This window comes from Amycolatopsis sp. A133 (assembly GCF_031082405.1).
GTDB lineage: Bacteria > Actinomycetota > Actinomycetes > Mycobacteriales > Pseudonocardiaceae > Amycolatopsis.
In genome coordinates this window covers 183,484-196,814 of record NZ_JAVHJU010000034.1, presented here as the reverse complement: position 1 = coordinate 196,814, position 13,331 = coordinate 183,484, and the positions used below count along the sequence as shown (strand labels likewise).

Below are 13,331 nucleotides of genomic sequence, written 5' to 3'. Positions count from 1 at the left end.
GCAACCGCGTTTCAGAACCGGGGGTGGTCACCCGAGAGCACCGCGCGGGGGCCGTCGACGTCGTCGGCCGGCTGGACGTCGCCCAGCACCCACGCCGGGACGTGCCGCGCGGTGAGCATGGCCAGCGCCCGGTCGACGTCTTCGGCGCCGACGATCGCGACCATGCCGACGCCCATGTTGAACGTCTTCTCCAGCTCGGCGCGCTCGACCTTGCCGCGGTGGCCGATCAACGCGAACACCGCCGACGGCGTCCACGTGCCGCGGTCGAGCCGGGCGACCAGGCCGCGCGGCATGACCCGGGCCAGGTTCGCCTCCAGGCCGCCGCCGGTGATGTGCGCGAACGTCCGGACCTCGGTCTCGGCGGCGAGGGCCAGGCAGTCCTTCGCGTAGATCCGCGTCGGTTCGAGCATCTCCTCGCCGAGGGTGCGGCCGAACTCCTCGACGTGCCCGCCGAGCGGCATCCGGGCGATGTCCAGCAGCACGTGCCGGGCCAGCGAGTAGCCGTTCGAGTGCAGGCCCGACGAGCCGAGGGCCAGCACGACGTCACCCGGGCGGACCTTCTCCGGCGAGAGCAGCTGCGACGCCTCGACCACGCCGACGCCGGTGGCCGACATGTCGTAGTCGTGCTCGCCCATCATCCCCGGGTGCTCCGCGGTCTCGCCGCCGAGCAGCGCGCAGCCGGCTTGGACGCAGCCCTCGGCGATGCCGCCGACCAGGGAGGCGATCTTCTCCGGGTGCACCTTGCCGACGGCGATGTAGTCCTGGAGGAACAGCGGCTCGGCCCCGGTCACGACCAGGTCGTCGACCACCATGGCGACCAGGTCGATGCCGACGGTGTCGTGCTTGTCGAGCGCCTGCGCGATCGCGATCTTCGTGCCGACGCCGTCGGTGGAGGACGCGAGCACCGGCTCCTTCCAGCGGTCGAGCTTCAGGGAGAAGAGCCCGGCGAAACCGCCGACGCCGCCCAGGACCTCGGGGCGCGTGGCCCGCTGGGCGTGCGGCTTGAGCAGCTCGACGGCTTGGTCACCGGCGTCGATGCTGACCCCGGCGGCGGCGTACGTGGCGCTCGTGGACTCGCTCACGGTGGAAGGACTCCCTACTGGAAGGACTGCTAGGGACGCCGGACGGCGTCTTCGGCACCGTACCCGGCGGGGCTGACGGGGACTGGAGACACTGCCGCGCCATCCGTTGAACCGAGGCTTTCGAGCAGGTGTTTCCCGATCAGCGCGTCCTCCGGCAGCGGGATCGGGTACTCGCCGGAGAAGCACGCGGTGCACAGCCGCGACTTCGGCTGCTCCGTCGCCGCGACCAGGCCGTCCAGGGAAATGTAGCCCAGGGAGTCGGCGCCGATCGAGCGCCGGATGCCGTCGAGGTCGACGCCGTTCGCGACCAGCTCGGCCCGCGAGGCGAAGTCGATGCCGTAGAAGCACGGCCAGCGCACGGGCGGGGACGCGATCCGGACGTGCACCTCGAGCGCGCCGGCCTCGCGCAGCATCCGGACGAGCGCGCGCTGGGTGTTGCCGCGGACGATCGAGTCGTCCACCACGACCAGGCGCTTGCCGCGGATGACGTCGCGCAGCGGGTTCAGCTTGAGCCGGATGCCCAGCTGGCGGATGGTCTGCGACGGCTGGATGAACGTGCGCCCGACGTAGGCGTTCTTCACCAGGCCGGTGCCGTAGGGGATGCCGGAGCCCTGCGCGTACCCGATCGCGGCCGGGGTGCCCGACTCCGGCACCGGCATGACCAGGTCGGCTTCGACCGGCTGCTCGGAGGCGAGCCGGCGGCCGATCTCGACGCGGGTGGCGTGCACCCCGCGGCCGGCGATCGTGGTGTCGGGGCGGGCGAGGTAGACGTATTCGAAGACGCAGCCCTTGGGGTCCGGGTTCGCGAACCGCGAGGAGCGCAGGCCGGCGGCGTCGATCGCGATCAGCTCGCCGGGCTCGACCTCGCGGACGAAGGACGCACCGACGATGTCGAGGCCCGCCGTCTCGCTCGAGACGACCCAGCCGCGCTCGAGCCTGCCGAGCACCAGCGGGTGCACGCCGTGCGGGTCACGGGCCGCGTAGAGCGTGTTCTCGTCGGCGAACACCAGGCAGAAGGCGCCCTTCAGGGTCGGCAGCAGCTCCATGGCGGCGGCCTCGATGCCCTTGTCGGCGGCGTTCGCGGCGAGCAGGCCGCAGATCAGGTCGGAGTCGCTCGAGGAGCCGGTGAGACCCGCGTGCGGCTTCAGGCCCGCTTCGATGGTGCGTTCGCGCAGCTCGGCCGTGTTGACGAGGTTGCCGTTGTGCGCGAAGGAGAGGCCGCTGCCGGTCGCGGTGGTGCGGAAGATCGGCTGCGCGTTCTCCCAGATGGTCGCGCCGGTGGTCGAGTACCGGCAGTGCCCGACGGCGATGTGCCCCTGCAGCGACTGCAGGATCTGCTCGTCGAACACCTGGCTGACCAGGCCGAGGTCCTTGAAGACCACGATCTGGGAGCCGTCGGAGACGGAGATGCCGGCGGCCTCCTGCCCGCGGTGCTGCAGGGCGTAGAGGCCGTAGTAGGTCAGCTTCGCGACTTCTTCCCCGGGAGCCCAGACGCCGAAGACGCCACACTCCTCACGGGGTTCCGGGTCAGGCTGGTCGGACACGACTTGCGGGTCGGAAACCACCGAGGAGCTCCTGGGAAGACGTGGTCAGGCCGGTTTCAGTGTAGACGGTCCGGTCCTGAGCCAGGCCCCGCCCGACGTGGCACTGACCACTTCGGACGAGGCCCGCGAGTTCGCACGTTCAGCACGCATCCGGCAGCGAGAGGATCTCCGCCAGCACCTGAGCACCTTCCCCGCGGCGGCGCCAAAGCCACCGCTCCGGCTCGAAGATGTTCTCTTCGGAGCCGGGCATCCTGGTCGCCACGACGTCGTCTTCGGCGTTGAGCCGGACCACGTCCACGACGTCGTCGTGCACCCGCACGCCGACGACGGCGAGGACCTCACCGCGTTCGTCGGCGGGGTGGACGAACTGGTAGCCGCGGGCCACCAGCTCCTGCAGTCCGGTGTCGATGTCGATGACGGGGGCGATGGCCTCAGCCGAGGACATCGTCGAATTCACCGTCCTTGGCGCCCGCCAGGAACGCCGCCATCTCGGCGCGCGTGTACACGAGCGCCGGGCCGGTCGGGAACCGCGAGTTGCGCATCGCGATCTCCCCGCTGGACAGCGGCGCGACTTCGACGCAGTTGCCGTATGCACCGCTGTAGCTCGCCTTGCGCCACTCGGCACCGGACAGCCGATCGGCCGGGATGCCGTTCTCGAATCGCTCAGCCATGTTCCCACCTCTCGATGCGGAAAGCTCCAGCGGGCAATGCAGATGCATGTGCATTTGCCCGCGTATCCGAGGCTAGCACGTGTGACTGCAACGGTAAATGCACGTGCAGAATTTCTTGCAAAGTTCGCGGACGGTTAGAAAAGTCAGCCTGCCGTTAACCTATCAGGTGACAGGCATGCGCACGAATGGCGTAATGGCTACTGCTGGTTACCGTTCACTAAGACAAAACTGGCCTGCGACGCGCAGGCGAAGGGCTGCTAGATCTCCTGACGGCGCTTCGCGAGCATCGACCGGCTCCGCTCGGGCGTCTCCGCGTCGACCGCCAGCATGTCCAGCGCGCGGCTGTACTTCTCGATCTCTTCGCGCTTTTCGATGTAGTGCGCACCGGTCATGTACTCGACGTAGGCGATGTTCGGCAGTTCCGGTTCGCCGAACCGCAGCAGCGAAAACGCGTGCTCCGCGGACAGGCCGCTGCGCGTGTACGGCAGGACCTGGATCGACACGTGCGGCAGGGCGCTCATCTCGAGCAGGTATTCGATCTGCTGCTTGAGGACCTTCACGCCCCCGATCGGGCGATAGAGCACCGACTCGTCGAGCACCATCCACACCCGCGGCGCGTCCGGCCTGCTGAACATCTTCTGGCGCCGCATCCGCAGCGCGACCAGCTGGTCGACCCGCTCGTCGGCCATCTCCGAACGTCCGTGGCTGAAGATCGCCCGCGCGTACGGCTCGATCTGAAGCAGGCCCGAAACGTAGAGCGGCTCCCAGATCTGGATTCGCGCCGCAGCTTCTTCGAGGCCGACGAGGTCGGTGAACCAGTTCGGCATGGTGTCGCCGAAGCGCCGCCACCAGCCCGGCTCGTTCGACTGCTTGACCATGTCGAGGAACGCCCGGCGCTCCGTCGGGTCGTCGACGCCGTACATCGTCAGCAGGTCGGTGACGTCGCGTTCCTTGAACCCGACGCGGCCCAGCTCGAGACGGCTGATCTTCGACTCGGAGCCACGGATGTTGTAACCGGCCTGCTGGCGGGTGATGCCGGCCTCTTCACGGAGCCGGCGAAGCTGCGAGCCCAAGATCATTCGGCGCGCAGTGGGGCCGATGTTCTGTTCACCTGCGGACGCGTTCACCGCGTTCATTCCCGGACCTTCCGCGCTCACGTCACCAGGGGGTTCTAGCCCGACTACCGAAAGTACACGTTGGGCCGTCCTGCGCAAAGAGGTGACCCGGTTTACCGCGTGCGTGTGGAGTCCTACTCTACGTAGAGTACGAGATTTTCGACACAAAACTTGCGAGGTTCACCATGCCCGACGCCGCGACCCGGACCGAACGAGTTCCCGTGGGGGTCGACCCGACCCGAGCGAGCATCGCGCGCGTGTACGACGCATTCCTGCTCGGGAAGGACAACTACGAGATCGACCGGGAGGTCCTGCACAAGGTGCAGAAGGCCGCCCCGGAGGCACAGGACCTCGCGTTCGAAAACCGTGGCTTCCTGATCCGCGCCTGCCGCTTCCTGGCCAGCCAGACCGGCATCACCCAGTTCCTCGACTGCGGCTCCGGCCTCCCGACCGCCGAGAACACCCACCAGGTCGTCCAGCGGATCAACCCGGACATCCGGGTCGTCTACGTCGACAACGACCCGGTCGTGCTCGCCCACGGCCGCGCGCTGCTCGAAGAAAACGAGAACACCCACTTCGTCGCCGAGGACATCTTCGAGCCGCAGCGGATCCTCGAAAACGAGGTCGTCCGCCAGCACATCGACTTCTCGGAACCGGTCGCCCTCCTCCAGATGGGCACGCTGCACCACTTCAACGGCGCCGAGGAACGGCCGGCGGAAATCATGAAGGAGTACGTCGACGCGCTGCCGCCGGGCTCGTTCGTGGCGATCTCCCACTTCTTCGACCCCGAGGACGAGGACTCCGCGACGGCCCGCCGGATGGAGGACTTCTTCCTGCACAGCCCGATGGGCTCGGGCACCTTCCGGACGCAGAAGGAAATCGAGAACCTGTTCCCCGGTCTCGAAATGATTCCCCCGGGCGTGGTCCGGTGCGCCGACTGGTGGCCGGACGGCCCGCGGCTCAAGGAGCTCAACGTGGCCCAGCGGACCATCGCCGGCGGGATCGGCCGCAAGCCGTAGCCCAAGTCCCGCTGCCGGTCGTGAGTGGTAAGGCGGGTTCTAACCCGCCTTACCACTCACGAGCGTCAGACGCGGAGCAGGGGGAGCCAGTGGGAGAGGTCGGCCCGGGTGCCCGACGCGGACACCCGGCCGTCCGCGACGGCCGTGGTCCAGTCCAGTTGCCCGGTGGCGAGTTCGAGCCACGTGCGCGGGTCGGTCTCGATCACGTTCGGCGGGGTGCCGCGGGTGTGCCGCGGGCCCGCCACGCACTGCACCGCGGCGAACGGCGGCACCCGCACCTCGACCGTCCGGCCCGGTGCGTCCGCCGCCAGTGCGCGCAGGGACAGGCGCACCGCCGCGGCCAGTTCCGGGCGCGCGGGAGCGGGCGCACCCTCCTGCAGCCACGGGGAAATCGCCAGCACCGCCGCACGTAACTGTCCGGGGTCGACCGAACGCGAAGAGGCCATGGGCAAACAGTAGAGTGGCGCACCAAGACCTGGCAGGCACACCCGAGAACCTGGGGATGACGATGGCGCAGCGGGACGAGGCGGATCGGATGGTTTCGCAGCAGCCCACCGGAAGCGGAGCCGATCGCCCCGGCAGGCACGGCAAACCCAACCGCGCCGCGCGGCGCGACGGCAGTCAGGCGCGGCGCTCCGGCAAGCACGGCACGCCCGAGATCACCGCGGAGATGCGCTCGAACGCCCGCGCCAACCCCGACAGCTGGCTCTACGTCATCGACGAGGCCTTCGACCCCAACGGCCCGGTGCCGTCGTGGGCGGTCGTCGGCGCCTACCCGGTGAACGCCGCCGGCGACGTCGTCGCCGACTTCCACCCCAACGACCGCTACCGGCCCTCGCCCAAGGCGCTCGGCTTCCCGGACCCGGCGAACGATCTCGAGCACCTGCTGCAGCTCGTCCGCACCGAGCACCGCCCGCCGTCGGACCTGCCGAAGGTCGTCCTCGACGCGACGCTGTTCGTCTACGCGATGTCGCCGGTGCAGCGGACGGTCATCGGTTTCCACAACACCGACGGCCGGGTCATGGTGCCCGCCTACACCCGCAAGGCGCTGGTGCCGCGCGAGTGGCCGCACGCGCGGGCCGTGCTCGGCCGCGACATCGTCGGCCTGCTCGGCGGACACCCCGTCGCGATCAACCCGCACGACCTCATCACGGCCGTCGTGCCGGCGGAGCACCTGATGAAGGCCATCGCCGAAGAACGCCGCTGACCTGCGGGTCCCACCCCATCGAGTGATCATCGATTCGCCAATTCGCCGATCCGGCGAGGCCGGTGCATCGTGAGACTGGAGAAGTCTCATGAGATCGGTGGGGAGCAAGAGGGTGAAAAGACGTTCGCTGCCCTTCGCCGCCGTCCTCGCGTCCGTCCTCCTCGTGGCCGGGCAGGCGCCGGCGAAGGCCGACGACCCCTACGCCGGCGCGGAGGACCACTACGCGGGTTCGCAGATCGCCGCGGCCGAGGGCGTCGGCGAGACCCCCGACCTGCTGTACGGCGGGGACGACCAGCAGCTCGGCCACGACGTCAGCGGGCACCAGGGCCCGGTCGACTGGCCCGGCGCGGCGGGATCGGGCGCCAAGTTCGTCTACGTCAAGGCGACCGAGGGCACCGGATTCCGGAACCCGCAGTTCGCGCAGCAGTACAACGGCTCCTACAGCGTCGGCCTGATCCGCGGTGCCTACCACTTCGCGCGGCCGGACATCTCCGACGGCGCGTCGCAGGCGCGGTACTTCCTGGCCCACGGCGGCGGCTGGTCGAGGGACGGCCGGACGCTGCCCGGCGCGCTCGACGTGGAGTACAACCCCTACGGCGAAACGTGTTACGGCAAGGACGCCGCGGGCATGGTCGCCTGGATCCGCGGCTTCTCCGACACCTACCGGGCGGCGACCGGCCGGTTCCCGACGATCTACACGTCGACGAGCTGGTGGAAGCGGTGCACCGCCAACAACGGCGGTTTCGGCTCGAACCCGCTCTGGATCGCGCGCTACAACACCTTCATCGGCGAGCTGCCGTCCGGCTGGAGCATCCACACGATCTGGCAGTTCGCCGACCGCGGCACCCTGCCCGGCGACCAGAACTGGTTCAACGGCCCGGCGGACCGGCTGCTCGCCCTGGCGCTGGGCTGAACGGCCCAACGTTCCAATAATAGGTGTTAACCTGTCACCAATTAACGATCAAGTTCCCGGGAAAATCACCCACACGTATACCCAATTTCACGGAACTGAGTGACAAACGGCACTTCGTCCCTAACAATCGTGCACGGGCGGCTACCTGCAGTAAGCCGCTCACCGCGAGGGTATCCGTGAAGGGATTCAACGATGTCCACATCCCGAAGAGGGCGGCTGTTCGCTGCCCTGGTCGTCCCGGCCACGCTGCTCCTGCTCGGCAGCACGGCCCAGGCGGCGACCTTCTCCCCCGAAGTCGACCCCGTGGCCGCGATCAACGCGGACATCGCGCAGAACAACCACGAGCTGGGGTCGCAGATCCGGCGCGTCGAAGGCGACAAGTCCACCCCGGACACGCAGCAGGCGGCGCAGCAGCCGCAGCCCGGCCAGGCCATCCCCGGCCAGGTGCTGGCCACCGTGGCCGGCATGGACGTCGCCGGCTACCAGGGCAACGTCGACTGGGCGAACTGGTGGAACCAAGGCAAGCGGTTCGTGTGGACCAAGGCCACGGAGAGCACCAGCTACACCAACCCCTACTTCGCGCAGCAGTACAACGGCTCTTACAACCAGGGCTTCATCCGCGGCGCCTACCACTTCGCCACGCCGAACACCTCGAGCGGCGCGGCGCAGGCCCGGTACTTCGTCGCCCACGGCGGCGGCTGGTCGAAGGACGGCCGGACGCTGCCCGGCGCGCTGGACATGGAGTACAACCCGTACGGCGCGACCTGCTACGGGCTGAGCAAGGCGGGGATGACGTCGTGGATCCTCGACTTCCACGACACGTACCACTCCCTGACCGGCCGCTACCCGGTGATCTACACGTCGACGACCTGGTGGAGCAGCTGCGTGAGCGGTGACTTCTCCAGCACGGCCCCCCTCTGGGTCGCGCGGTACTCGTCGTCGGTCGGCACCCTGCCCTACAACTGGGGCTTCTACACCGTCTGGCAGTACACCTCGAGCCCGCTCGACCAGGACACCTTCAACGGTGCCTACGACCGGCTCCAGGCACTCGCCAACGGCTGACCCACCCCCGACCCGGCTCCCGGATCGTGCCGGCTTCGCGTCGGCACGACCGGGAGCCGGTTCCATGCCGTACCGTCCGAGCTTGCAGAATGCTGCAGCCACGTCCTGGGGGAACCGCACGCCTCCACCGGACGTCGGAAGCGCACGAACTCCCAAGCGCCCGGAAGGCATGGAACGATGACCTACCCGCCTCAGCCGGGCCAGCCCGGTCAGCCCGACCCGTACGGCCAGCCGCACTCCGGCGGCTACCCGCAGCAGGGCGGCTGGGACCCCAACCAGCAGCAGCAGCCCTATCCGACGCAGCAGTACCCGCAGGGCTGGGACCCGAACCAGCAGCAGGGCTACCCGCCGGCCTCGGGCGGCTTCCCGGCGAACCCGCAGCCGGGGTGGGGTGACCCGTACGCGCAGCAGCAGCAGCAGTCGGCGTGGGCGGACCCGAACGCGCAGCAGTACGGCCAGCAGGCCTGGGACCCGAACGCGGCGGGCCAGGTGTCCGGCTGGGACCCGGCGACCGGCGGTTACTCGCAGGGCTTCGGCGGGCCGCCCGCGCCGCCGAAGAAGAGCAAGACCGGGATGTGGATCGCCATCGGCGCCGCCGTGGTCGTCGTGCTCGCCCTGGTCGGCATCACGGGCTTCGTCGCACCGGGGTTCTTCCTCTCGAAGGACGACACCAACACGGCCGCCGCCCCGTCGTCGAGCACGTCCGCCAAGCCGACGACGCCGAAGTCGACGTCCAAGAGGCCGACGGCCACAAAACCGTCGACGCCGAGCGGCGACGGCAGCTCGGACGCCAAGGCCGTGCTGCAGGGCTTCATCACCAAGCTGAACGCGGGCGACAACGCCGGAGCCGTCGCGCTGGGCTGCGCCGACTCGAAGGACCTGCTCAGCTCGTGGCTCGAGACGTTCCTCAAGCCGCCGCTGCAGCTGCAGCTCGGCGACGTGCCCGCCGACAAGTACCTGGTCGAGGGCGAAGTCACCGGAACGTCGGCCGGCAAGCCGGTCAAGGGCACGCTGAGCGCGACCAACTTCGACAAAAAGGGCTTCTGCGTCAGCACCATGCTGGTGTCCTGAGGCCGTGAAGCTTTGGCGATCGCCGCTGGCGTGGACGTTCCTCGCGTCGGTGGCGCTGCTGCTCGGGGTCGGCGGCTGGCTGCTGGCCGACCCCGCCACCAGCCGCAGCGACGCGCTGAAGACGGGCGGCCTCGCCGGCGGCGCGATCGTGGCCCTGTACGCACTGTGGCTCAACGACCGGCGCCGCCGGGTCGAGGAGCGGCGCCAGGACATCGAGCGGCAGCGGCACGAACTCGAGGCCCAGCGCGCGGAACAGGACCGCGAGCGCGTGGCCGACGAGCGGTTCGCGAAGGCGGTCGAGCTGCTCGGGCACGCGGCCGACCAGGTCCGGGTGGGGGCTTTGCACGCGTTGGCGGGGTTGGCGCGGAGCAGGCCGGCCTACACGCAGACGGTGCTGGACGTGCTGTGCTCGTACCTGCGGCGGCCGTTCGAGCACCCGCGGTACGCGGCCGACCTGGATCGGCACGTCCGCAGCGACACTCGAGGTGATCCCGAACAGGAGCAGGAACTCCAGGTACGCCTGACCGCGCAGCGGCTGCTCAAGGATCTGCTCCCGGCCACCGAGCTGCCGGATGCGCCGGACTACGACCTCGATCTCACCGGCGCCGTTCTCGAATACCTCGACCTCGCGGGACGCAGGATCGGCGGGATGCTGCTGCGGTACGCAGCCCTGCACAGCAGCACGAACCTCAACGGGTGCCGGTTCACCGGCCGCGTGTACTTCACCGCCGCAGGCACCGGAGACGGCCGGCTGATCGGCAACTTCCGTTGCCGGGGAGCAGTGTTCGAAAGCCACGCCTGGTTCAGCGGAACCCACTTCGCCGAGCTCGCCGACTTCTCCGAGACAACTTTCTCCGGACCGACCAAGTTCAAAGACGCGGAGTTCGCCGGCGACGCGCTGTTCACCGGAGTGAAGGCCACCGGCTCCCTCGATCTGCGGCGGGCTTGCTTCCGGGGCCAGACCGACCTGCGATTCGCCGAGCTGCCCGCGCAGATCTCCTTGTACAACACGAAGGTGCTCGCCGAGAAAGACATCCGGCTACCGCCGAGCTGGGCCACCGAAGAGCTGCGTGACGGGGACGCCCGGATCGTCGCCGAAGCGGGCTGAGCAGCCCCCGTTTCCCACGCTAGCGGAGGGCACCGACAGGAATCGGTGCCCTCCGGTCAGCTGTCCACAGTTCTCAGCCGAACAGGGCCGGGAGGGTGCTCTCCCAGGCTCCGCGCAGCTCGTCGAGCGTGAACTCCGTGATGCCCTGCAGCTCCAGCCGGCCCGAATCCGGGTCCACGACACCGGTCTTGCGCCACGGCAGGCCGCGCGCGGTGCACATCTCCGTGAAGCGGAGTTCTTCCGTGCGCGGGACCGCCACCAGCACCCGGCCCGCCGACTCGGAGAACAGCTGCACGAACGGGTCCTGGTCGCTGTCCAGGAAGACCCGGGCGCCGCACTGTCCGATCAGGACCGTCTCGACCAGTGTCTGGATCAGGCCGCCGTCGGAGAGGTCGTGGGCCGCCGAGATCATGCCGTCGCGGGAACCCGCCACCAGGATCTCCGCCAGCAGCTTTTCGCGGGCGAGGTCCACGCGCGGGGGCACACCGCCGAGGTGGCCGTGCAGCTCGCGGGCCCACGCCGAGCCGTCCAGCTCGTCGTGCGTTTCGCCCAGCAGCAGCAGGGTTTCGCCCGCCTCCGCGCCGATGCCCGTCGGGATGCGGCGGGTCACGTCGTCGATCACGCCGAGGACGCCGATCACCGGCGTCGGCAGGATCGCCGTGTCACCGGTCTGGTTGAAGAAGCTGACGTTGCCGCCGGTGACCGGGATGCCGAGCTCGACGCAGCCGTCCGCGAGGCCGTGGACCGCCTGCTCGAACTGCCACATGACGCCCGGATCGGTGGGGGCGCCGAAGTTCAGGCAGTCCGACACCGCGACCGGCGTCGCCCCGCCCGTCGCCACGTTGCGGTACGCCTCCGCCAGCGCCAGCTGCGCGCCGCGGTACGGGTCCAGGTACACGAACTTGCTGTTGCAGTCCGTCGCCACCGAGACGCCGCGGCCGGACGACTCGTCGATCCGGATCATGCCGGAGTCCGACGGCTGCGCCAGCACGGAGTTGCCGCGCACGTACCGGTCGTACTGCGACGTCACCCATTCCTTGGACGCCTGGTTCGGCGACGAGATCAGCTTCAGCACGTCCGCGCGCAGTTCGTCCGGAGTAGACGGACGCGGCAGCTTCGCGGAGGTGTCGGCGATCAGGGCGTCCTGAGTGGACGGTCGCTCGATCGGCCGGTCGTACACCGGGCCCTGGTGGGCCACCGTGTGCGCCGGGACGTCGACGACGACCTCGTCGTGCCAGGTGATGACCAGGTGCTCGCCGTCGGTGACCTCGCCGATGTCGGTCGCGATGACGTCCCACTTTTCGCAAACCTTCATGAACGCCTCGACGTTCTCCGGCGAGACGACCGCGCACATGCGCTCCTGCGACTCGCTGGAGAGCACCTCCGCGGGGGTCATCCCGGTGGCGCGCAACGGAACCCGGTCGAGGTAGATGTGCATGCCGCCGTCGCCGGCCGCGGCCAGCTCCGACGTCGCGCAGGACAGCCCGGCGCCGCCGAGGTCCTGGATGCCGACCACGAGGTCCTGGGCGAACAGCTCGAGGCAGCACTCGATGAGCACCTTCTCGGTGAACGGGTCGCCGACCTGGACGCTCGGCAGCTTCTTGCGGCCGCCCGACGACTCGTCACCCGAAAAGGTGTCACTCGCCAGTACGGAAACGCCGCCGATGCCGTCGAGGCCGGTGCGCGCGCCGAACAGGATGATCTTGTTGCCGGTGCCGGACGCGAACGCCAGGTGCAGGTCCTCGACGCGCATCGCGCCGACGCACAGGGCGTTCACCAGCGGGTTGCCCGAGTAGGACGGGTCGAACACCAGCTCGCCGCCGATGTTCGGCAGGCCGAGGCAGTTGCCGTAGCCGCCGACGCCGGCGACCACACCGGGCAGCACGCGCTTGGTGTCGGGGGCGTCGGCCGGGCCGAAGCGCAGCGCGTCGGCGACGGCGAGCGGCCGCGCGCCCATCGCCATGATGTCGCGGACGATGCCGCCGACCCCGGTCGCGGCGCCCTGGTACGGCTCCACATAGGACGGGTGGTTGTGGCTCTCCACCTTGAAGGTGACCGCCCAGCCCTCGCCGATGTCGACGACGCCCGCGTTCTCGCCGATGCCGGCCAGCATCTTGGCCTTCATCTCGTCGGTGGCGGTCTCCCCGAAGTAGCGCAGGTGCTTCTTCGACGACTTGTACGAGCAGTGCTCGCTCCACATGACCGAGTACATCGCCAGCTCCGCGTCGGTGGGCCGGCGGCCGAGGATTTCCCGGATGCGGGCGTACTCGTCGTCGGCGAGCCCGAGCTCGCGGTAGGGCTGGGTCTGCTCCGGGGTCGCCCCGGCGCGCTCGGTGGTGTCAACGGTGCTGGTCACGGTGTCCGTGTCAGGGTTCGCCACGGCCGTCAGGATACGTGCCGCCGGGTGCCGCCCCGGACACTGGGCCACCGAACCCGGACGGCCCGCGACAGGTGTGATGGAGGCGACACCCGAGCGCCCCAGTTGGGGCGCTCGGGGCCTGGGCGGGGCGAAAATCGGTCGCCTTCATCCCGGAGTCGG

The 13,331-nt window shown here is 69.5% G+C and carries 13 protein-coding genes; 6 read left to right on the top strand and 7 right to left on the bottom strand.

The features are described 5' to 3' along the window. Positions 1 to 11: 11 nt before the first annotated feature. The 5 genes from purM to Q5425_RS22815 form a co-directional block, all read right to left on the bottom strand. Complete coding sequence (gene purM / locus Q5425_RS22835) at positions 12 to 1,082, bottom strand: phosphoribosylformylglycinamidine cyclo-ligase (protein ID WP_308674309.1); 1,071 nt, start codon at positions 1,080 to 1,082, stop codon at positions 12 to 14. A 29-nt stretch (positions 1,083 to 1,111) separates the two neighbouring features. After that, complete coding sequence (gene purF / locus Q5425_RS22830; protein WP_308674308.1) at positions 1,112 to 2,647, bottom strand: amidophosphoribosyltransferase; 1,536 nt, start codon at positions 2,645 to 2,647, stop codon at positions 1,112 to 1,114. Positions 2,648 to 2,765: 118 nt separating this feature from the next. Continuing rightward, the gene (locus Q5425_RS22825) at positions 2,766 to 3,071 is read right to left on the bottom strand and encodes a hypothetical protein (protein ID WP_308674307.1); all 306 of its coding nucleotides are present in this window, start codon (positions 3,069 to 3,071) and stop codon (positions 2,766 to 2,768) included. Next, positions 3,058 to 3,297: a DUF397 domain-containing protein gene (locus Q5425_RS22820; protein WP_308674306.1), complete on the bottom strand. Its 240-nt coding sequence runs from the start codon at positions 3,295 to 3,297 to the stop codon at positions 3,058 to 3,060. Before Q5425_RS22820 ends, Q5425_RS22825 begins: the two co-directional genes overlap by 14 nt. Before the next feature lie 257 nt (positions 3,298 to 3,554). Further along, the gene (locus Q5425_RS22815) at positions 3,555 to 4,433 is read right to left on the bottom strand and encodes a helix-turn-helix transcriptional regulator (protein ID WP_308674305.1); all 879 of its coding nucleotides are present in this window, start codon (positions 4,431 to 4,433) and stop codon (positions 3,555 to 3,557) included. A gap of 200 nt (positions 4,434 to 4,633) precedes the next feature. Between Q5425_RS22815 and Q5425_RS22810 the strand changes: the two genes are divergently transcribed. Continuing rightward, positions 4,634 to 5,431, top strand: a complete 798-nt coding sequence (locus tag Q5425_RS22810; protein WP_308674412.1) for an SAM-dependent methyltransferase — start codon at positions 4,634 to 4,636, stop codon at positions 5,429 to 5,431. Positions 5,432 to 5,496: 65 nt separating this feature from the next. Here Q5425_RS22810 and Q5425_RS22805 read toward each other — a convergent pair whose 3' ends face one another. After that, positions 5,497 to 5,877, bottom strand: coding sequence for a sterol carrier family protein (locus Q5425_RS22805; protein ID WP_308674304.1), 381 nt, complete (start codon positions 5,875 to 5,877; stop codon positions 5,497 to 5,499). A 56-nt stretch (positions 5,878 to 5,933) separates the two neighbouring features. Between Q5425_RS22805 and Q5425_RS22800 the strand changes: the two genes are divergently transcribed. The 5 genes from Q5425_RS22800 (at position 5,934) to Q5425_RS22780 (ending at position 10,792) form a co-directional block, all read left to right on the top strand. Further along, positions 5,934 to 6,638, top strand: a complete 705-nt coding sequence (locus Q5425_RS22800) for a type VII secretion system-associated protein (RefSeq protein WP_308674303.1) — start codon at positions 5,934 to 5,936, stop codon at positions 6,636 to 6,638. Between the two features lie 88 nt (positions 6,639 to 6,726). Beyond that, positions 6,727 to 7,551, top strand: coding sequence for a lysozyme (locus Q5425_RS22795; RefSeq protein WP_396135216.1), 825 nt, complete (start codon positions 6,727 to 6,729; stop codon positions 7,549 to 7,551). Positions 7,552 to 7,743: 192 nt separating this feature from the next. Then, positions 7,744 to 8,613, top strand: a complete 870-nt coding sequence (locus Q5425_RS22790; RefSeq protein ID WP_308674301.1) for a lysozyme — start codon at positions 7,744 to 7,746, stop codon at positions 8,611 to 8,613. 177 nt (positions 8,614 to 8,790) lie between these two features. Continuing rightward, complete coding sequence (locus tag Q5425_RS22785; protein ID WP_308674300.1) at positions 8,791 to 9,684, top strand: hypothetical protein; 894 nt, start codon at positions 8,791 to 8,793, stop codon at positions 9,682 to 9,684. A gap of 4 nt (positions 9,685 to 9,688) precedes the next feature. Continuing rightward, the gene (locus tag Q5425_RS22780; RefSeq protein ID WP_308674299.1) at positions 9,689 to 10,792 is read left to right on the top strand and encodes a pentapeptide repeat-containing protein; all 1,104 of its coding nucleotides are present in this window, start codon (positions 9,689 to 9,691) and stop codon (positions 10,790 to 10,792) included. A 73-nt stretch (positions 10,793 to 10,865) separates the two neighbouring features. Here Q5425_RS22780 and purL read toward each other — a convergent pair whose 3' ends face one another. Continuing rightward, complete coding sequence (gene purL, locus Q5425_RS22775; RefSeq protein WP_396135215.1) at positions 10,866 to 13,172, bottom strand: phosphoribosylformylglycinamidine synthase subunit PurL; 2,307 nt, start codon at positions 13,170 to 13,172, stop codon at positions 10,866 to 10,868. Positions 13,173 to 13,331: the final 159 nt, after the last annotated feature.